21 protein-coding genes, 1 tRNA gene and 1 pseudogene are annotated in these 17,729 nt (G+C 66.4%); 9 read left to right on the top strand and 14 right to left on the bottom strand.

All coding sequences use genetic code 11. The features are described 5' to 3' along the window. Positions 1 to 385 precede the first annotated feature (385 nt). Positions 386 to 574: pseudogene (locus ASG51_RS24970) on the top strand (hypothetical protein); the annotation flags it as partial. Between the two features lie 6 nt (positions 575 to 580). On the opposite strand, the gene ASG51_RS08240 reads toward ASG51_RS24970, so the two are convergent. The 5 genes from ASG51_RS08240 to ASG51_RS24965 form a co-directional block, all read right to left on the bottom strand. Further along, a complete protein-coding gene (locus tag ASG51_RS08240) occupies positions 581 to 946 on the bottom strand; it encodes a VOC family protein (protein WP_244480093.1) in 366 nt (121 codons plus the stop codon). 244 nt (positions 947 to 1,190) lie between these two features. After that, complete coding sequence (locus ASG51_RS08235) at positions 1,191 to 1,997, bottom strand: SDR family oxidoreductase (protein WP_056380169.1); 807 nt, start codon at positions 1,995 to 1,997, stop codon at positions 1,191 to 1,193. Positions 1,998 to 2,083: 86 nt separating this feature from the next. Continuing rightward, positions 2,084 to 2,653: a type 1 glutamine amidotransferase domain-containing protein gene (locus ASG51_RS08230; RefSeq protein ID WP_056380167.1), complete on the bottom strand. Its 570-nt coding sequence runs from the start codon at positions 2,651 to 2,653 to the stop codon at positions 2,084 to 2,086. Positions 2,654 to 2,690: 37 nt separating this feature from the next. Continuing rightward, the gene (locus ASG51_RS08225) at positions 2,691 to 3,773 is read right to left on the bottom strand and encodes a catalase family protein (protein ID WP_056380166.1); all 1,083 of its coding nucleotides are present in this window, start codon (positions 3,771 to 3,773) and stop codon (positions 2,691 to 2,693) included. Between the two features lie 191 nt (positions 3,774 to 3,964). After that, positions 3,965 to 4,369: a hypothetical protein gene (locus tag ASG51_RS24965; protein WP_055955696.1), complete on the bottom strand. Its 405-nt coding sequence runs from the start codon at positions 4,367 to 4,369 to the stop codon at positions 3,965 to 3,967. A 380-nt stretch (positions 4,370 to 4,749) separates the two neighbouring features. Here ASG51_RS24965 and ASG51_RS25335 point away from each other — a divergent pair, with 380 nt between their 5' ends. After that, positions 4,750 to 4,872, top strand: a complete 123-nt coding sequence (locus ASG51_RS25335) for a hypothetical protein (RefSeq protein WP_277996201.1) — start codon at positions 4,750 to 4,752, stop codon at positions 4,870 to 4,872. Between the two features lie 336 nt (positions 4,873 to 5,208). Here the strand turns inward: ASG51_RS25335 and ASG51_RS08210 are convergent, their stop codons facing one another. From ASG51_RS08210 to ASG51_RS08195, 4 genes are all read right to left on the bottom strand, one after another. Continuing rightward, positions 5,209 to 6,168, bottom strand: a complete 960-nt coding sequence (locus ASG51_RS08210) for a TIGR03885 family FMN-dependent LLM class oxidoreductase (RefSeq protein WP_055955704.1) — start codon at positions 6,166 to 6,168, stop codon at positions 5,209 to 5,211. A gap of 41 nt (positions 6,169 to 6,209) precedes the next feature. Then, positions 6,210 to 8,039, bottom strand: a complete 1,830-nt coding sequence (locus ASG51_RS08205; protein WP_055955707.1) for a glycoside hydrolase family 15 protein — start codon at positions 8,037 to 8,039, stop codon at positions 6,210 to 6,212. 77 nt (positions 8,040 to 8,116) lie between these two features. Next, entirely contained in the window at positions 8,117 to 9,007 is an 891-nt protein-coding gene (locus ASG51_RS08200) for an SMP-30/gluconolactonase/LRE family protein (RefSeq protein WP_156389625.1), read from the bottom strand. Positions 9,008 to 9,621: 614 nt separating this feature from the next. Continuing rightward, positions 9,622 to 9,891, bottom strand: coding sequence for a hypothetical protein (locus ASG51_RS08195; protein ID WP_156389624.1), 270 nt, complete (start codon positions 9,889 to 9,891; stop codon positions 9,622 to 9,624). 225 nt (positions 9,892 to 10,116) lie between these two features. Between ASG51_RS08195 and ASG51_RS08190 the strand changes: the two genes are divergently transcribed. Further along, on the top strand, positions 10,117 to 10,470 hold the full coding sequence (locus tag ASG51_RS08190) for a hypothetical protein (protein WP_056380157.1): 354 nt from the start codon (positions 10,117 to 10,119) through the stop codon (positions 10,468 to 10,470). A 149-nt stretch (positions 10,471 to 10,619) separates the two neighbouring features. Here ASG51_RS08190 and ASG51_RS08185 read toward each other — a convergent pair whose 3' ends face one another. After that, a complete protein-coding gene (locus ASG51_RS08185) occupies positions 10,620 to 11,279 on the bottom strand; it encodes a hypothetical protein (RefSeq protein ID WP_056380155.1) in 660 nt (219 codons plus the stop codon). 94 nt (positions 11,280 to 11,373) lie between these two features. Further along, positions 11,374 to 11,955, bottom strand: coding sequence for a hypothetical protein (locus ASG51_RS08180; RefSeq protein ID WP_056380153.1), 582 nt, complete (start codon positions 11,953 to 11,955; stop codon positions 11,374 to 11,376). Positions 11,956 to 12,193: 238 nt separating this feature from the next. Between ASG51_RS08180 and ASG51_RS23990 the strand changes: the two genes are divergently transcribed. The 5 genes from ASG51_RS23990 to ASG51_RS08160 all read left to right on the top strand — a co-directional run bounded on the left by ASG51_RS23990 (position 12,194) and on the right by ASG51_RS08160 (position 14,201). Then, positions 12,194 to 12,472, top strand: coding sequence for a hypothetical protein (locus ASG51_RS23990; RefSeq protein ID WP_156389623.1), 279 nt, complete (start codon positions 12,194 to 12,196; stop codon positions 12,470 to 12,472). Continuing rightward, positions 12,472 to 13,179 (top strand): hypothetical protein, encoded by a 708-nt coding sequence (locus ASG51_RS08175; RefSeq protein ID WP_056380151.1) that lies wholly within the window; start codon positions 12,472 to 12,474, stop codon positions 13,177 to 13,179. Before ASG51_RS23990 ends, ASG51_RS08175 begins: the two co-directional genes overlap by 1 nt. Beyond that, positions 13,176 to 13,424, top strand: coding sequence for a hypothetical protein (locus ASG51_RS08170; RefSeq protein ID WP_156389622.1), 249 nt, complete (start codon positions 13,176 to 13,178; stop codon positions 13,422 to 13,424). Before ASG51_RS08175 ends, ASG51_RS08170 begins: the two co-directional genes overlap by 4 nt. After that, the gene (locus tag ASG51_RS08165; RefSeq protein WP_056380145.1) at positions 13,421 to 13,603 is read left to right on the top strand and encodes a hypothetical protein; all 183 of its coding nucleotides are present in this window, start codon (positions 13,421 to 13,423) and stop codon (positions 13,601 to 13,603) included. The genes ASG51_RS08170 and ASG51_RS08165 overlap by 4 nt, the downstream gene beginning before the upstream one ends. A gap of 130 nt (positions 13,604 to 13,733) precedes the next feature. After that, positions 13,734 to 14,201, top strand: coding sequence for a hypothetical protein (locus ASG51_RS08160; RefSeq protein ID WP_056380143.1), 468 nt, complete (start codon positions 13,734 to 13,736; stop codon positions 14,199 to 14,201). A 48-nt stretch (positions 14,202 to 14,249) separates the two neighbouring features. On the opposite strand, the gene ASG51_RS08155 is transcribed toward ASG51_RS08160, so the two are convergent. After that, positions 14,250 to 14,813 carry a metallophosphoesterase family protein gene (locus ASG51_RS08155; RefSeq protein ID WP_056380141.1) on the bottom strand — a complete coding sequence of 188 codons (564 nt, stop codon included), beginning with the start codon at positions 14,811 to 14,813 and terminating at the stop codon, positions 14,250 to 14,252. A 511-nt stretch (positions 14,814 to 15,324) separates the two neighbouring features. Here ASG51_RS08155 and ASG51_RS08150 point away from each other — a divergent pair. After that, entirely contained in the window at positions 15,325 to 16,590 is a 1,266-nt protein-coding gene (locus ASG51_RS08150; protein WP_056380139.1) for a tyrosine-type recombinase/integrase, read from the top strand. Between the two features lie 107 nt (positions 16,591 to 16,697). Here the strand turns inward: ASG51_RS08150 and ASG51_RS08145 are convergent. Beyond that, a tRNA-Pro gene (locus tag ASG51_RS08145) sits at positions 16,698 to 16,774 on the bottom strand. A 97-nt stretch (positions 16,775 to 16,871) separates the two neighbouring features. Further along, positions 16,872 to 17,672, bottom strand: coding sequence for a 4'-phosphopantetheinyl transferase superfamily protein (locus tag ASG51_RS08140; protein ID WP_082513923.1), 801 nt, complete (start codon positions 17,670 to 17,672; stop codon positions 16,872 to 16,874). Between the last annotated feature and the right edge of the window lie 57 nt (positions 17,673 to 17,729).

Here is a 17,729-nt window from a genome sequence, read left to right as displayed (position 1 = left end):
AGACCCCGTTTCATAATGTGTGAGCGGCAGGTGTCGCGGGCGTTGGGAGAGTGTCTGACGCTGACCCTAGATCGCCGATGTGGACCCCTACCGCTCGCACCGCGCTTGTGCGCGAAAGCCGCCCCTACGCAACCTGCCTGACCGACGCTGAAAGAGCCGTCGTCGGCGCGATGCTGCCTAGTCCCGCATCAAGGGGTCGCCCCTGACGTGCTGGCCCTCGTGGTTCTGGAAATCTCTCACGATGCCAAGGCGCTAGCGCCTATCGATGTTCCGCAAAGCGGGCATGGCCTTACGTTCCCAGCGGAAACCGGCACCCCTGCTAGAACTTGCCTTTGGTCCGCCTTCTCGTTGCCGCTTAACCAACGGGGTATCGTACGGTCGACAAGTGATTGGAGAGACAGGGCAGTTTAGCGCAACACAGCGTGATACCGTCGAGGGAAGACCCGGAGCCACGGCGGCCTTCCTGTATGACCGGATGACCGTCGAGCGATTCCGGGCCGCCTTTCGACGCGCGCGATGGCGCGACGACCTAGGTGCCTGGTTCGTACCAGGAACGACCGCGTGCGCATCTCGCGATCGACTACGGAATGCCTTGAGCCTTCCAGCCGTAGGCAGCGATCCGCACCAGGAGCGCGTCGATGTCATCGACAACAAATGCCAGATGAGCGAAGCCAGGGTCGAACGGCTTAGCTGGCACGCCAGGTCGGTCCGGACCCTGATACTCCAGGAGTTCGATCGTCTGGTCCGCCAGCGAAACGATTGCCATGCGCACCTTCGCCCCATTTGCCCCGGTCACCTGACCAAGGAACTCACCCCCCATCTCGCCTGTCCGCACAAGCCGCGCGCCAAGCCCATCGACCCAGAACCGAAGGGCCTCGTCGAGGAAGGCAACCGCGAAGCCGACATGATCGGCGCGCCGTACGGGGATGCTCGTCTGTTCCGTCATGAGGTACGACCTACCGGCAAACGGGCCATTCGTATGCAGCGGGTCGTGGCACGTCCTTCGGCTATGTCCGCTTCAAGGCTTCCGCTGCTCGGAAGCGGAGCGACAGGAAACCACCCGACCTGGTCGTTGAGCGGACGGGCGGGTCACGACCCAACGCAGTCACTGCTGTGAGAGCGTGGGCGTCCAGAAAGCAGCCATTCCCTTGTGCATCAACACAGAACGGCTGCTGGTCCGCAACGAAGCCTTAGGCCCCCATAGTCATAACGGAGCCGCCGTCGACCCGGAGGAACTCGCCGGTGATGAAGCTGGCGTGTTCCGAGCAAAGGAACGTCACTGCCGCCGCAACCTCCTCAGCTCGGCCGCGGCGCTTGGCGACGATGCCGGGGCGCTCCTCATCCAACGTTTGTTGAACCGCCTCGTCGAAGGAGATGCCCTTCTCTTTCGACTTCTTCTCCATCTGGGCGTCGGTCATCGGCGTGGCAATGAAGGCCGGGCCGACCGCGTTCACGAGTACGCCGTCCGGGCCATAGGCCTTCGACAATCCCTTCGCGAGGTTCAGAACGCCGGCCTTGGCGGCGGCATACGGCAGTTCCTCGATATAGGGCTGCACCGCGTCCTCCGAGGAGAACAGCACGATGCGGCCCCAGCCCGCCTTGCGCATGTGCGGGATGAAGGCTCTGGTCGCGCGCACTCCGGCCATGAGATCGGTCTGCAACGCCTCAATCCAGTCCTCGTCCTTGAGTTCAAGGAAGTCGCCGGACGCTCCCGTGATGCCGGCGGCGCAGACGAGGATGGTGGGCTTGTCATCGAAGGCCATGTTGGCGAAGGCGGCGAGCACCTCGATCCCCTTGGCCCCGCTAAGGTCGGCTTCCACGGCGCGGACTTGACCCAGCGCCGACAGCTCCGCGGCGGTGGCCTGCAGTTCGGCGCCTTCCTTGTCGGTCAGAACTACGTGGACGCCCTCGCGCAACAGATGCTCGGCGGTCGAGCGACCCATGCCCGACTTCCCACCTGTCACGACGGCGACCCGTCCCTTGATGCCGAGATCCATGGCTGTCTCCTTGGAAAAGTGGTGGTTAGGTCGACCGACGTTGAGTACCTGGGGCTAGGCTAAGCCGAAGCGGGCGTGAGACGGCTTCAGGCGCTGCGGGCCTGCTCCGGATGGCGCCCTTCCGCGAACTCCTCGACGATCTTGGCGCAGAACGCCGGCAGGTCCTTCGGGTTGCGGCTGGTGACGAGACCCTTGTCGACCACCACCTCCACGTCGACCCATTCCCCGCCCGCGTTACGGATGTCGGTCTTCACCGTCTGGAAGGAGGTAAGCTTGCGCCCCTTGACGACGTCGGCCTCCACCAGCGTCCAGGGCCCGTGGCAGATGACACCGACCGGCTTGGCCTGCTGAAAGAAGTCCCGGACGAAGCCGACCACGGCCTCGCTGCCGCGGAGCTTGTCGGCCCCCACGCTGCCGCCGGGGATGACGAGCCCGTCGAAGTCTGAGGCGGACACGCCGTCGATGACCTTGTCGACTGGATACTTCCCAGCCGAGTCGAGGTCGTTGTTGACCGTCTCGGCCTCGCCTGCCTCAAGCCCGACCACCGTGACGGTCGCGCCGGCCGCGAGCAACGCCTCGCGGGGCTTAGTGAACTCCGGCTCCTCCGTCCCCCGAGGGGCGATCAGGATGGCGATGGTCTTGCCCTGAAGGGTCATGGTTGGCTCCTCTGTGCGTGGCGAAAAGGGGTCGGCGTCAGGCCGGAATGCTCTCCGGCGAGGCAGTGTTCTCGGCGGTCACACCGTTCTCCCGGTGGCGGAAATCGCTCAGCGCCCGGTAGACCTGAAGCCGCGCCCGCATCACCGAACCCAGCGGCTGGTGCGCCGCGAGGCTGTGCGCCGGACGGAAGGTCATCACCTCGTCGAAGTAACGCACCCGCTCTGGGGAGTAGGCGTCCTGCCGGGGCAGGCGGAGCGTCGCCACCGTGCGGTACGGGCTGACCGCGACCGGCCAGTCGACCGACGCATCCTCGATGGGCTGGCGCTCAGCATCGGCCCAAAGCTGCGCCTTCAGCTCGTAGACCACGTCGGCTTCGCGGAAGAACGCCGCCGCCGCGTGACGAAAGCCGTCCTCGTCGCCGTGCGGGTCGAGCCGCCATTCGGCCAGGTCCAGCTGCGCCTGCGAAGCCGGGACTGCGCCAAGCTTGGCGACGTAATCGCCGAACCGCATTGGGGCCTGACTGAAGTAGCTGTCGGCGAGCGGGTGGCTGTAGGGATGGCCGAGGAAATCGGCCATGGCGCTCTCCGTGCCGAAGGCGTGCAGCACGTGGTTGAGGTTGCGCGCCGTGGCGGCGACCGCGCTCTTCACGCGCTCTGGCAGGCCCGTAGATTTCCCGATCACTGTGCCGTCCCGCAGGAAGCCCGCCGCCGTGCCCGACGGGAAGGTCGTGCCGGTGGCAAGCACAAAGTCCTGGGTGTCGACGTCGTGGCCGGGCAGCTTCTCGCCAGGTACCCCGAACACCTTGATCGACATGCCGCGATGGGTGGACACTCGGTCACCCAGGGTCTCGCCCGGCCCCTGGGCGAAGCGCACGGCGACCTTATGCGCCCCTTGCTTGGCGAACAGACCCTGCGCGAGTTCGGGCGGTAGGTTCTCCGTGACGATCAACTCCCCGACGACACAGGCCGAACTCTTGGCGTGGCTCGCACGCACGGCGTGGTGCTCTCGCTTCTCGACGACCTGCGACTGCTGGATCATCCCTCGGATGATCCCATCGATGGACTGCTGCTCGTCCGGTGCGGGCGTCTCGATGCCTGGCGCGTAGCGAAGGTAGGCCATGCTTGTTCCTCCGGAGCTGGTCGGTAGGGGGAGACGGTACAAGTCGGAGGTCGGGCGTCGCCGCCAGGCTTGGAGAAACGCTCCGCGCCTTCCTGGCGTCGGAGCGGACAGCCAGGGAGCATCGACAGCCGACTGACGCGGCGGCGTCTGCTTGCGTGACGCGACAATCCTGAGTTGGCGCGCAGCCGGGGCTACCGGGTGTACGCTGCCCAGGCCTTCACATCTCGGCTTCGGGTGGCCACCGTCCCTGTCGCGGGCTCACGGGCCGACATCATCATCGAGGCGCCAGCTGACACCAAGCCTGCCATGGCCCTCAGGTCGTCCGGCTGCCTAGGGTCGTGGAAGATGGCATCCGCCTCTGTCTGAAGGCGCAGGTTGCAGGCCTTCGTGGCCAACCCGCCATCGGGGGTGCATGCATCGTGTCGGGCGCATGCCGCATCAAGCGCGTCAACCGGGGCCGCGGGAGCGTTGTTGCCTGGGCCGCAGTAGTTGCCGTGTATCAACGCCGCCCCTGACGGGCGGCCCGCGGCCTGGGCCGAAACGGGCGCAGCCAGGACGGCGAGGAGTGGAAGACTGAAGGCGAGCTTATAGTTCATCGTGGGGTCTGACCCTCCGACCTCTAGCCACAGTATGCTTGCGCTCACGTGGCTTCCATTGCGGTTGTTGCGGGAGAAGCCCTTCTACCGGGCTCTGGTTCCGCACAGGTCGCGATGTCGCAACCTGTCGCGTCACCCCGGTTCGGCGGATGCGGCAGGTATCGATCTAGGGTGAACACCTCTTGGTCTTCACTCGACTGCAGCGCCACCTCGTAGGGGCGCTTGCTCACGTCGAACAGGCCGGCCCCGACGATGAGGCAACAATCGATAAGTTGAACAAGACGTTCGACAGGATCCTCCAAACGGTCACCGATTATTCGGGGCATGCCGTCAAATAGGTACATGCCAGGTCACTCGGCATCCTTGAGGGGACGCTGACGGTGGACGCTGGACTGCCCCCCGAACTGGTCCAGGGTCCGTTCGCCAAGCCGAGCGAGCACAAGGTCTACATGCGGCTCTCGACCAATGCCGGCACCATCCTGCCGTGCGCGGTCTCGCCCTGAAGGTTCTCGATGCGGAAGGGGAGCGCCTCCCCGGCGCGGAGGGGACGCCGCAGCACTTCATCATGGTGGTCTTTGAGGTGTTTCAGGCGCCGAACGCCGAGAGGTCTCTGGGCGGCCTCAAGCTCCTCTCAGACCTCGACCGACCGGGTCGGGGGACGCAAGGCGGCCGCCGCTACCGTTCTGCGAGGGGTTAACAAGGCACTGCACGCGGTCGGTATCAACAGCCCAACCGCCAGCTCCCTCGGCGGCACGCCCAATGTCAATTCCCTCGGTGTAACCTGCTATAGCCTCACCCTTGCTGCCGTCAGGTGGCACTTACCCGTGTAAGGGACGCTTCTATGCGATTTTCGGCAGCACGTACCGGCCGAATGCCTCAGAAAACCGACTTTGATCGCAGGCGACCTGGTGGATGATGATCTCCGCCGGTCCCAGCTCGGCCAGTTCGGCGAGCCAAGCGGCGTGTTGGCCAAGATCAGTAGAGACCCGCACATAACCGGGCACGTCTTCGGGCCGAACGAAGCGCGACGCAGTTTCGAACTCCTCGGGCGTACGGAGCTCCCAGTTCACGTTGCCCTCCAGCATGTTGCTAGCCCATTGTGTATGAGCCTCGGCCAGCGCTTTGGCCGGATCGGGATCCCAGCACACCTTGGTCTGGAGGAAGATCGGCTTGCCCGCACCCCCGCTCTCCCGGAACGCCTCGAACACGGGGCGCAGCTTGGCCGGATCGATCCCCACGGTCACGAGACCATCGGCCCATTGGCCGACGCAGCGCGCCGTCTCCGGCGTCACCGCCCCTGCCAGCAGCCGCGGTGCTCGCTCGGGGCGGGAGTACAGCTTGGCGTCGACAACAGTGATCCGTCCGCGATGGGTCACCGTTTCGCCCGCCAGGAGCGCACGGATCACTGCCGCGCACTCGCCGAGCCGGGCAGTTCGCTCTGCCTTTTCGGGCCAGGGCAGCCCAGTCACGTCTTCATTCAGGCGCTGTCCGGACCCCAGCGCCAGCCATAGCCGCTCCGGAAACATTTCGCTCAAGGTCGCAGCGGATTGTGCAAGCACCGCGGGGTGGTGCCGGTAGCCCGGTGCGGTGATGATCCCGAAGGGCAGTTGCGTGCCTGCTAACGCGGCGCCGAGCCAGGACCAGGCATGGCCCGAATGCCCTTGTGCGTTGCTCCAGGGCTTAAAGTGCTCGGAAGACATGGCGCAAGCGAAGCCTGCCGCCTCCGCCTCCCGGACGTAGCGCAGCAGAGCCGACGGGGCGTGCTGCTCATGGGAAGCGTGGTAACCGATACGGACCATGGTCGAACGTTTCCTGCTGGGGTTATGCGGTTTGCAGCCGGTCAGGCAGCGTTTTTGATGTCGGGGGCACGACGGGTCTCTGTCTCGCGCAACGTCCGATCGGCGTAGGTGCCCTGTACGGCGGCTCGCCCGCCGTGCTCGTACAGGTCGAGCATCAGGGCCGAGTGGATGAGACCGAGATGGCTGAAGGCCTGCGGGAAGTTGCCAAGGAATGCGCCGTCCTCGGCGGTCTGCTCGGCAATGAGCCCCACATCGTTCTGCAACACCCGCAGGGCGGCGAAGCGCGTCCGGGCGTCCGCCTCCCGCCCGAGCCACAGCAGTGCGTCCACCATCCAGAAGGCGCAAAGCAAGAAGGTACCCTCGTGGCCGGGCAGGCCGTCATCGTTTTTGTACCGGTAGACGAGGTGTCCGTACCCCAGCCGCTCGTCGATGACGTCGACGGTCCGTGCAAAAACCGCCTCGTCTACGGGAAAGCCGACCATCGGTGCGATCAGTAGAGCGGCGTCGACGTCGTCGCTGCCTAGATACTGCGGGTAGTAGCCGTCCGCGTGTACGCCCTCGCCGTTGACGAAGGCCACGATGTGGTCGCGCTCGGTACACCAGTCCTCCCGGGGGCCGAACAGTCGGATAGCGCGGTCGAGCGCGACCCAGTTCATCATGGCAGCGTGAAGGTAGCGCCGCTCGGGCTTCCGTGGCTCCCATAGGCCGGCGTCCGGCTCGGACCAATGTGCGGCTGAGATGTCAGCAAGCCGTGCTCCGTGTCGCTTGAGCTCCTCCGATAGGGCGCCGCCGAGGCGCTCGTAGAGGTAGAACAGGTCGAGCACTTGGCCGTAGGCATCTGCCTGGTGCTGATCGGCGGCCCCGTTGCCGCGATGCACCGGGCCCGAGCTGCGCCAACCCTCGAAATGGGCGATCTCGGTTTCCTCGAGATCGGCCTCGCCCGAGATGCTGTAGAGCGGCTTCAGTTGTCCCTTCTCACGTTCGCACAGGGCGCCGACAAACGCGAAAAAGCCTTCGGCCTCGCGGGACATGCCGAACTTCTTGAGCACATAGAACGACAGGCAGGCGTCGCGAATCCAGCAGAATCGGTAGTCCCAGTTACGGATGCCGCCAACCTCCTCGGGCAGCGACGTCGTGGCCGCCGCGACGATCGCCCCAGTGGGCTCGTAGGTCAGCATCTTCAGTACGAGGGCCGAGCGCATCAACTCGTCGGCAAGCGGCCCGACATAGGCCGAGTCCTGTGTCCACAGCACCCAGGCCAGACGTACCTCCTCCATAAGCGCAAACGCATCCGGCGGCGCCTCCGGAAGTTCAGCGAGATAGAGGGCGAAGGCGCGGCTTTCGCCACGCCCCAGCGTGAAGCGAGCCGCAGCGACCTCCTCCTCCAGCGCGAAGTCGGCATCGGAGACGAGCCCGGGGCAGCCCTCGGCGGTGATGCGCCCCGCATCGACCCGCAGCGGCGCAAAGCTTTCGGCGAACCCGGCCAGGGGGCGGTACAGGGCGACCATCGGAACATGCCCGGACAAGCCGGAGACGAGGCGCACGAGGCGCGGCCGATCCTCGTCGCCTTCGGGGCCGACCATGAAGTCGTAGAGGTGAACGAAGCCGTCGGCGGTGGTGAACGTGGTCTGCAGGATGTTGGTACGGCTGAGATACTGCCGCGTCGTCTCGTAGGTGCCCTCCGGGCGGATGACAAAGTAGCCGCCACGCCGCCGGTCGAGGAGGCGCGAAAAGCTGGGATCGGCGTCGAAGCGCTCGAGGCAGGCCCAGTCCAACGAGCCGTCACGGGCCACGAGGGCGCAGCCCTCGCAATTGCCCAGCAGGGCATAAGCTTCGATCGGCTGGTAGTCGCGCTCATCGGTGGTCGACATAAGGACTCCTCGCGGGTGCCGCGCTGCGGCCACCCAACGGTGCTGGCTGAACGAGAACGAGAGGGAGGTCGGAGCAGTCAGCCGGCGAGACGGAAAGCCGGCTCGATCAGGCCGCGAACGCCGACATTGACGAGGAGCGTACGCCCGTGTTCCGGATCGCGGGCCTTCGCATCGTCGTCCATGCCCTCGTAGGCCGTCGTCACAAGCAGCCGGTCAAGGTCGCGCCCGACGAAGGTTGGACAGGTCGGCTGCTGGGCTGGGACCGGGACGGTGCGGACGCGCTCGCCCGCGGGGCTGTAGGCGTCGAGGCAGCCCGCGCCGAAGCGAGCGGTCCAGATCAGCCCTTCGGCGTCCACGGCGGCACCGTCAATGCCGCCTTTCCCGCCCCTGTGGTCATAGTGCGTCTCGGGCTCGGCCACGGGCAGGCCCGTGGCGGAGTTCAGGGCGACGCGCCTCAGCAAGCCCTCCTCAGTATCGACGAAGTAGCCGGTCGACCCGTCCGGAGAGAAGGCAATCCCGTTCGGCGTGGTCAACCCGCCGTAGAGCTGGGTGATGTGTGTCCCCGCCACATGATAGATCGCACCGCGCCCGGACTCAGCTTCCAACCCCATGGTTCCGATCCAGAGAGCACCGCTCGGATGTACGCGTCCGTCGTTGGACCGCGTGCCGGGATCGTCCGCCTCCAGGGGGGCGTATAGGGTCAGCCGTCCGTTCGCGACGGTTCGGACGTAGAGACCGTTCTCGGCTGAGAGCAGTTGACGGTCGGCATCGATCGCCGCGACGTCACTCACCATGAGGGGAAGTGCGTGAACTTGGGCAGGCTGAGCCTCCGCGGCCAGCGATCGCTCGAACAGCCGCCGTTCGAGGATGTCGACCCACCATATGGTATCGGTCTCCGGCTCGTAGCTCGGCCCCTCACCGAGATGGCACCGAGACAAGTCCAAGATAATTGATGATATAGGCAGCAAAACGTTGATCCCAACACGCCAACGCTGGGAGACGCACCGCTTCGGACGATGTTCCCAATCTGCGACCGTAAGTCCAAGGATGATTCTGCACGAACATCAGCATATTTTAATCCGCTCGGCTAATACGATAAGTAACATAGTTCCAAGATCGGCTGTTTGTAGATATTAAAATCATACTAAATATAATATAACTTTCGTTTATGGTGAAAAATAGATCGAATAAATAAGTATGCACAATAACTTAATAACTATTTTGCGGGGGTTGGTCTGTGCTAATTAAATGCTTCTGCCTTGCCGACCAGTCTCCAAGCGGACGTTGCCGGCTTTTCAGAGGGTCGGAATCGGTCTCCGCGGCTATGTCCGCTTCCTTGCATACGCCCTCCACAAGCGGAACGGCAGAAATCCACCCGACTCGGCCCTACAGCTCGGTTTAATCGAGTTCCTTGATGCGGACCTCCCGACCCAGGCGCAGGTTCACTTTGCGGGCAATTTGCGAGATGGCTGCCGCGAAGGTGTCCCCCGGCAGGTTTCCATTCGCGCCGAGGACGGCGTCACACCTGGGAAGGAAGAGGCCGCCGGCCTTGATGTCGTAGTGCTCGGCTACGCAACCGCCATCAAAGATCGCGAACCGGAGGTATTGGGCTTGCTGCCGCTGGACGTAGACAGCGGTGGCCGCGGTGCCGGCCGGGCGTGTAGGCGTATACGGAGAGCGTACACGGCACCGGGTTCTGAAGGTAGGCCGGCGTGGTCTCGCGCAGGCTCAGGCGGGCCGATGCCGCCATGAACAGGACGGCCTCCTGCATCGCTGGTGCGGCCGAGTCCTGCATGAACTGGCGCAGCCGCTTAGCGTAGACAGTGCTGTCGAACGTGACCAAGATCCCCATGGCCGTCAGCCTGCCCGGCCCCGCTGCACCGGACCACACATGCCGCTGGGCGGTGACAGCGTACCTCCCACAAAGCGTTACGGATCGCTGAAGTAACGGGACGCTTACCATCTGGCGGCTTTCCACAACGAGGCCGCGTCCGGGCCAGGGATAACGGTTGACTCCCCCTTCACGACGAGTCCGTGAGCTGAGATCGTCGGGCCATCGACGAACCCGGAGGCCCCCATGTCGGCACACAGCATCGCCACCACATTCGACCGGGGCGGCCTTTCCCTAGCTGGCGTGGCCGCTGGATTCGCCGCAGACGCCCGGGCCCGTCAGTACGTCGTCGATGCCGAGCAGGCCGACCGCGATCTATCGGCTGCCGAGCGCGCACGCCGCGCCGTCGTCCGCCAGCGCCAGCACCTGCAGGCCTCCGTCGACGAGGCCGCCACGTTGCGCGCCGAGGTCGCCCGGCTGCAGCGTGCGCTCGCCGCCTCGCAGGCTGAGACCGCCGCGGCCCGGGGCGAGACCGCACGCATGCGCCAGCGCGCCCTCAAGGCCGAGGGCCTCGTCCTGCGCGCCGCACGGTCGGCCTGACGTCAGCACACCGCGGCATGACGTGATGCGCAGAGATGCGCACGAGTGTGCAAAGGGCAAAGGACAACCCCAAAAATGCGGGTGTCCACAAAAAGAAAGGCCCGCCCTGGGTGACCGGGGCGGGCCTTTCGCTGTTCGGGTTGCGGGCTTCAGACGCCGCACTTGAGCTCGTAGGCCGGGTCCGAGATCATGTCCTCGAAGGCTTGGTCCAGGGTCTCCTGCCACTCCCGGATCTCCTCGCGGGCCCGGGGTGTGATCTGCGCCCCGCTCCCAAGGGCGTGCCGGTACTCAGCCTCGGTCGGGCAGAGCGGCAGGCCCTCGATGGGGCGGATGCCGGCCATGTGGGCGCCGACGCGCATCGGGCCAGCGCGGTAGATGTGCATCATCTCGAGGTGGTTCAGGCTGTTCAGCCAGGCGGCCTCGCCCTCGTGGAGGCCGTTGGTCGACGGCTCCTCATCCTGCGTGGCGAGCGCGCAGGCGAAGGCGTGAGCGATCTTGCCCTTCACCAGAACGGGGTCGAGCTCGATGACCTCGGCCGACGCCACGGCCACCGGGGCGGCCTTGGCCTGCGGGGCCGGCGCCGGAGCGGAAGGTGTCACGGATTCGCCTGTGGGGGCGGACGGTGTCACGGGGCGGGTGCCCTGGACGACGTCGTCGAAGGCATCCTCGATGGCGGTACTGGGGGGCGTCGGCATGCCCGAGAGGGCGCGGGTGACCCATTTGGTCCCGTCCCAGACACGCTGGGCGGCGGCGGCCATGGCGGCGATAACGAGGGCGAGGGCGAGGGCGGTGGCGAGGGCACGGCGCATGGGACGGGGTTTCCTGAGAGAGGGCCGGCACTCCGCGGGCCCGTGAGGGGTAGGCTGTGACGCCGGCTGGCAAGGCACCAGCCGGGATGGGTGCTCAGGCTGCGGCGGCCGCCTCGGCCGCCTCCTGAGCAGCCTCGGCACGGATGGCGTCGAGCAGCTCGGCCCCGACCGGCGCGACGGGCAGGACGCCCCCCGCCGCAAGGATCTCGTCCGTCGTTGCGGCGCGCATCCAGGCCTGACGCGCGGTCACCTCGGTCACCACGGCGTACCAGCCGCCACGCACCCGGAACTGGCCCTTGGTCAGGCTGTGTCCATCGGGGAATCGGAAGCGGCGCGACACGTCATCGAGGCCGGCGTCCCGGCGCAGGCGCCCGTGAAGGCGGGTCGTAGCCTCGGCCGGGTCGAGGAGGTCCTGAGCCTCGTGCTCCCAGACGTGCTGCAGTCGACCGTCGAGGACGACGAATGATGTGCCGTGGCGCTGGATGAGCCCAGCGTCCGTCGTCATCAAGACCGTCCCCTCGGGGAGGTCGAGGTCGTGGAGGGACATGAACTTACCGTCGATGCGCTCGTGGCGGCATGGATGGATCGGGTCCCGAACGACGACGGCCCGGCTCATGGGCGTCAGCATCGTTGTCCAGAGCCACAGGTTGGCGGGGATCATCGTCCCGACGCGCATTGTGGTGATGCCTCCTTCCGAATCCGGCGAATCCGCGGATTGACGGATTCAAGCACACTCGCGATGGATTGGAAGATCTAATCGTCGATGCGGAAGCATCGAGCAAGGCAAACGTTACAAAATTTAACGCTAGGCTACTCTGTCTACCGATCGTTCGAATTTCTAAGCATTCCATCAACTTGCGAATCCGCGGAACTGCGGTACCGTTACTGGCGTTCAGCAGCGGGAGATCGAGGCAATGGCTAGGGCAACGGTGCGTCTGAGGCGGGAGGCAGTCATCGACCGGCTGCGAGCCGCCTGCGCAGGAGCCGGCGGACAGGCCGCCTGGGGGCGCCAGAACGGGGTGTCGGTGGCCTACGTGCACGACGTCTTGCGGGGGCGGCGCGAGCCCGGCGACACCGTCCTGCGTCCCCTCGGCCTGCAGCGTGCGGAGCCGACCTACGTGCCGCGCGAGCCGCGTGAGGTCGCGCTCTACGATGCCGACGGCATCACCCTCGCGGTGGCGGAAGTCCTGTGATGGCCCGGCGCGTGGACCACCGCCAACTCGGGTTTGACTTCTCGATGCCGGCGCTCGCCATGGCGCGCGAGATCTTCAAGACGGGGGCGCTCCCGGCCTATCCGCTGCACGTGCCAGGCAGCGCCGAGGAGGCCGAGGCCATCGGCGCCATCCCGTTCGGCCAGCGCTGGGAGAACTACGTTGCAGTGGGCGCCGTCCCGGAGCGCATCGAGATCCACCTGCCGCGGAAGAACCGGCTGGACTTGAGCATCACCGGCACGCGGCTCGGTTGGACCGCCGGGCACATGCTGATGTTCCGGCGCTCGATTGGGCCAGGCGCAAATCCTCGGGCCGGTACCGGTCACACCGGAGAGGCCTGTGGCGGGGGGCTGCACGCCGACGTCGACGAGAATGGCCACTTCCTTTGGACGTCGCGCGCCGCAGCCCTGCAGGCAGCCGCCCACCGGGCTTGGTGGTCGTGCTGGAAGCTGGACGCGAAGGTTGCCGCTGAGGTCGAGCGCGCCGTGCTGGGTGCTTTGGGTTTCTCCCCGGTTGAGGCCCCCGGGCACGAGCACAGGCGCTGGCTCGTCTCGCGCGCCGACGGTTACGCCAGCCTCGAACGGCGGAGGTCGCAGCCGCACGACGCCATCCCGGAGAGCCCCGCCATCGACGAGTACCGCCGGGCCGCCGGGCTGTCCGACACTCGCGCATGGAGGACAGCGGCATGAGCGAACGCTCTCGATTCATCGACGGCCACGCCGCGCTCGATGCCCGCGAGACCCGCGCCCGCTACGCCGCCGTCCTAGCCGCCGCGAAGGCCCGCGCCGGGACGGGCCGCTGGGCGGACGAGCGCCTGCAGATACACGTCGCCAGCGCGGAGGCGAGCGTTCTCATCGCCGTGCGATGCGCCATCGCGTCCATTGAGGCGTCGATGGCCTGGGTCGACCCGAAGGAGGGGAAGGAGCGCCCATGACCAAGCCGCGTCGCCCCACCCGCGTCCCGGCGCGCCCGCAGGAATCCCGGATCTCCGTCATGGCGGAGGCGCGCAACGACAAAGAGGGCAGCTACCGGATGCTCATCGTCAAGGCCGAGGGGGGCGCCGCCGTCGATGCGGCCCTCGGCTTGATCAAGGCCGCCCTCGGCAAAGGCTGAGACCACCACGGCGCACGCGCCTGTGGGAATTAACCTGGCTGTTAACCTTGGACCTCCTTCGGGCTCGGGGCGCGGGCGCGACGCGGGCAGGGTCTCCTCACGGCCGCGGTGGGCGGCCGGGAGAGATCACATGAACAACAACCGGGAAAGCAACCGCAACGGCAAGGTCGAGCCAGCTCCACAGGAGCTGGTTTGGGTCGAACTGTTGGTGGAGCGGGCCAGGGGACTGGAAGAAGCGCTCTCAAAGATGGACGCGCACAAGCAGGCCGAAACGTTGCGCGAAGTCTTCCGTCAGTCCGACATGGTTTGCGGCGTGTACCCGGATGCCGCAAGCCCCGTAGGGTACCGGTACCTCATCATGAAGCACCCGGCGAAGGGAGTGATGGAGCGATACCTCTCACATGGGACTCAGTTCTTGTTTGGCGCCGTGTTCCGTGAAGGGCACATCGACGCTGATTTCATGAAGGGAATCTACGACATGGGCGTAGAGAACCCGACGAACGAGTTGGTGCAGGAATACTGCTCTGCCATGTGGTTGAGCATGGCTCCGGCTAGCCGGGCTGCCAGGGCGAGAGATGCTGGTGCCGTCGAGCGGTAGGACTGCATCCTGCGGGAAGCGACCCCGGGTCATCCCCGGGGCCCTCTTTCATTCAGCGTCGGCGCCGTCCTCGTCGTCGGCCTGCCCGAGCCGACGCTCCTCGGGAATCTCCGGGGTCGCCGCGAGGCGCTCCAGGATCTGCCCCAGGGTGACCGGCGCATACGACCACCTATCCACGCCGACGTCGCAGGACTGCGAAGTGTCCGGCAGCATGCCGTGCGTGTGCCCGAAAAGGTGGATGGACCCACGCCATGCGCCCGGCCACGCACGCATGGGGTAGTGCGAGAGGATGACCCGCTGGCCCTCGATCCGCCGGCTGACAAGGTCGTGCTGCTCGTGCCACGGCAGGGTCAGGATCTTCTGACGGTCGTGGTTTCCCCGGACGAGGTGCTTGCGCCCTCGCATGCGCTTGAAGATGGCAGCGTACCGCTCTGGCGTGCCCCCCATCCCGAAGTCGCCGAGGTGCCAGACCTCGTCCTTGGGGCCGACCACGGCGTTCCAGGACTGCACGAGCATCTCATCGTGCTCGGCGATGGTGTCGAACGGGCGCCGGCTCATGTGCAGGACGCCAGCGTGGAAGAAATGCGTATCCGCCGTGAAGAAGGTGGTCATCGGGGCAGCCTCCGTGAGTGGGGCTGCCGCGCACGGTCACGCCCCGGGGATGGGTCTCGTCAGGGCGGGGCGGGCTATTCGTTTCACGGCGGCCTCGTGTGGCTGGTGGCGGAGCATCGATAGCACGGCGCCAGTTAAGGAATCCCTGGACCCAAGGATCCTTTGATCCTGTCCCCAAGGCATTAACCCCTTGGCAGGCTTACGCAGCGAACGGCGTTGACGGGATTCGGGCGAGCTGGCTCACTGCCTCGATGGAGACGCTCGACCTAGACGCGTTGATGTTCACGGCGGAGGTCACCTCGGAGTGGTGGCCCTACGACGTCGCCGCGCGCGCCCGTCAGGACGACCTCATCCCGCTGGAGCTCGCCTCTTTCACGCCCGAGCTCCAGGACGCTTTCTCCGTCAAGCAACTGCGCCTCGCGATCCAGCGCGGCGAGCTCCGGTCCGAGACCCACTCGAACGGGCGTCGAATATTCACGACCCGCCAGTGGATCAACGAGTGGAGAGAGCGATGCCGGTCAGAGCCAAGAAGCGTAAGAAGCCCCGCACCCTCGGCGTCACCGGCCGCGGCATCCCTTACCTCTGGCTCCGAGAGCCCCGGTCCGACCGCCCCGCGGTCTGGATCATCATGGACAAGGGCAAGCAAGTCCGTAGCACTGAGTGCGGCCCTGGCGATGAGCCGGCGGCTCTCGCGCAGCTAGAGGACTACAAGGCCTCTCTCCACAAGCCGGTCACGAAGAAGAACCTGCGCGCCGACCAGGTCCTCATCGCCGACGTGGTGATGCGCTACCTCGCCGTGAAGCAGTCGACGGTCGCCCGCCCGGCCGAGCTCGGGCAGCGCATGACGACCATCCTGGAGTGGTGGGGCGAGCGGACGCTGGCGGACATCGATTCCGTGACATGCGCGGAATACGTCCGCTCCCGGGTCGGCCAGCCTTGGAAGACCCACGCCCGGCTCGGCACCGGCAAGGACGGCGTCCCCGCCCGGCGCGGCCACTCGAAGCCGACGAAGCAGCGGGTCGTCACCGAGGGCGGCGCCCGCCGGGAGCTTGAGGACCTCCGCGCCGCGGTGAACCAGGCCATCGGCGACGGCCTGACGAGGGAGAACGTGAAGGTCACGACCCCGGACAAGTCGCCGGGGCGCAAGCGATTCCTGGAGAAGTACGAGGCGGCGGCCATGGTGCGGGCCGCCTGGCGCAAGCGCGAGATCCAGAAGGGGCACGTCACCGACCGATTTCCGGCCCGGCACCTCGCTCGCTACCTCATCGTCGCGCTCCGGACCGGCACGCGGTCCACAGCTATTTGCCGGGCCTCGTTCATCCCGGAGATCGGGCGGCCCTGGATGGAGCTCACCCGGGACGCGAAGGACCGGCCCGTCGCGAAGTTCCATCGGCTCGCCCTCGGTACCAAGGAGGCCGAGAACAAGCGGTACCCGACCATCACGTTGCCCGACCAGTTGGCGGCGCAGTTGTGGCGCTGGCACCACCGCCTCGGGCAGCGCTACGTCCTGGAGTGGCAGGGGCGGCCGGTCGACACGACGAAGCGGTCGTTCGCGAATCTGGCGCACGAGCTCGGGCTCGGCGACGACGTGGTCCGGCACACCCTGCGGCACACCGCCGCCACGTGGGGCATGCAGGCCGGGACGAACCTGTCCCAGCTTTCAGGCTACCTCGGCATGAGCATCGAGACGCTGACCCGGGTCTACGGGCACTACAGTCCCGACCATCTGGAGGAGGCGCGACAGGCCATGGGGGGCAAGAAAAAGCGAGCCGCCTGATGCAACGCGGGGTGCGTCCCGGAGCAGTTCCAGGACCAAAACTTGGCGGATTGTTTGGCGGCTGAAAACTTGGCGGCTTCGGGACCCGGCCAAGTCATTGAATTTACTGGTCGGAGTGGCAGGATTTGAACCTGCGACCCCCACGTCCCGAACGTGGTGCGCTACCAGACTGCGCTACACTCCGACAACGCCGGCTTGGTGGGCCGGCGAGCGGACGTATAGCGAGCCCTCCTCCGGGCCGCAAGCGCTTCCTTGCGGGAAATTGTCGGACGAGGCCGTTCTCAAGCCCGCGCGGCCCAGTCCTTCGGGAGGTGGTATCGGTGGCAGGACTGGCCGGGCAGCGGGATAGCGACGGCACCGGCTGCCTCTGTTCCAAGGTCGAGGTCGGAGAGCGACCATCCGGAGGCCACGGGGTCCATATCCTCCCAGGCGATGGCAGGGCCGGAAGGATCACCGGCGCTGACGTCGAAGCCGTCGAGCGCGCCCATCAAGCCGGTGCCCAGCGCCTTCACCACGGCCTCCTTCCGCGTCCAGAGCCGAAAGAACGTCGGCCCCTGGCGGGACTGCGGCACCTGTGTCAGGGCCGCGATCTCGTTCCGATGGAAATGGGCGCGCGCGATCGTGAGCGGGTCGCCAACCGGCCTGATCGCCTCCACGTCGACACCGATCGGGGCGGCAGTGGAGATGCCCACCAGTGCAAGAGATCCCGAATGCGACAGGTTGAAGTGAAGGCCTGCCCGAGGATGTGACGCCAGGACCGGCCGTCCGCCGGCTTCCCGCGCGAAGATCAGGTCCTGAGGCCGCCGATCCCCATATCCCGCGAGGATCAAGCGAAGCGCCGCGTGGCTTTCAACGAAGCGCGCACGATCCTCGGCCCGCAGGAAACGGTCGGCGCGGTCGTGCTCCTCCTGCGACAGCCAAGCGGATTGTTCGGGAGGAAGGGCCATGCGAAGCGCGAGGTCGATCCGCCAGACTGCCGTACCGGCACCGGGGCAAGGCACGGCACCATTCCAACCCCGGGCGGCGGGCGTCGCCTCCTCCGCGACACCGTGCGCCGCATCATTCACGATGAGCCGATCCATCCAACTGCGGTCATTGCCCCAGTCAAGCCCGTATGGTGAGCGTGGACAGTGCTTTAA

This window comes from Methylobacterium sp. Leaf465 (assembly GCF_001424705.1).
GTDB lineage: Bacteria > Pseudomonadota > Alphaproteobacteria > Rhizobiales > Beijerinckiaceae > Methylobacterium.
This window is presented reverse-complemented; position numbering and strand designations above follow the sequence as displayed.

Coding starts and splice junctions, on each gene's coding strand:
- ASG51_RS08240 (WP_244480093.1), bottom strand. CDS start 946: ATGACGGAACAGACGAGCATCCCCGTACGGCGCGCCGATCATGTCGGC.
- ASG51_RS08235 (WP_056380169.1), bottom strand. CDS start 1,997: ATGGATCTCGGCATCAAGGGACGGGTCGCCGTCGTGACAGGTGGGAAG.
- ASG51_RS08230 (WP_056380167.1), bottom strand. CDS start 2,653: ATGACCCTTCAGGGCAAGACCATCGCCATCCTGATCGCCCCTCGGGGG.
- ASG51_RS08225 (WP_056380166.1), bottom strand. CDS start 3,773: ATGGCCTACCTTCGCTACGCGCCAGGCATCGAGACGCCCGCACCGGAC.
- ASG51_RS24965 (WP_055955696.1), bottom strand. CDS start 4,369: ATGAACTATAAGCTCGCCTTCAGTCTTCCACTCCTCGCCGTCCTGGCT.
- ASG51_RS08210 (WP_055955704.1), bottom strand. CDS start 6,168: ATGGTCCGTATCGGTTACCACGCTTCCCATGAGCAGCACGCCCCGTCG.
- ASG51_RS08205 (WP_055955707.1), bottom strand. CDS start 8,039: ATGTCGACCACCGATGAGCGCGACTACCAGCCGATCGAAGCTTATGCC.
- ASG51_RS08195 (WP_156389624.1), bottom strand. CDS start 9,891: ATGGGGATCTTGGTCACGTTCGACAGCACTGTCTACGCTAAGCGGCTG.
- ASG51_RS08190 (WP_056380157.1), top strand. CDS start 10,117: ATGTCGGCACACAGCATCGCCACCACATTCGACCGGGGCGGCCTTTCC.
- ASG51_RS08185 (WP_056380155.1), bottom strand. CDS start 11,279: ATGCGCCGTGCCCTCGCCACCGCCCTCGCCCTCGCCCTCGTTATCGCC.
- ASG51_RS08180 (WP_056380153.1), bottom strand. CDS start 11,955: ATGCGCGTCGGGACGATGATCCCCGCCAACCTGTGGCTCTGGACAACG.
- ASG51_RS23990 (WP_156389623.1), top strand. CDS start 12,194: ATGGCTAGGGCAACGGTGCGTCTGAGGCGGGAGGCAGTCATCGACCGG.
- ASG51_RS08175 (WP_056380151.1), top strand. CDS start 12,472: ATGGCCCGGCGCGTGGACCACCGCCAACTCGGGTTTGACTTCTCGATG.
- ASG51_RS08170 (WP_156389622.1), top strand. CDS start 13,176: ATGAGCGAACGCTCTCGATTCATCGACGGCCACGCCGCGCTCGATGCC.
- ASG51_RS08165 (WP_056380145.1), top strand. CDS start 13,421: ATGACCAAGCCGCGTCGCCCCACCCGCGTCCCGGCGCGCCCGCAGGAA.
- ASG51_RS08160 (WP_056380143.1), top strand. CDS start 13,734: ATGAACAACAACCGGGAAAGCAACCGCAACGGCAAGGTCGAGCCAGCT.
- ASG51_RS08155 (WP_056380141.1), bottom strand. CDS start 14,813: ATGACCACCTTCTTCACGGCGGATACGCATTTCTTCCACGCTGGCGTC.
- ASG51_RS08150 (WP_056380139.1), top strand. CDS start 15,325: ATGCCGGTCAGAGCCAAGAAGCGTAAGAAGCCCCGCACCCTCGGCGTC.
- ASG51_RS08140 (WP_082513923.1), bottom strand. CDS start 17,672: ATGGATCGGCTCATCGTGAATGATGCGGCGCACGGTGTCGCGGAGGAG.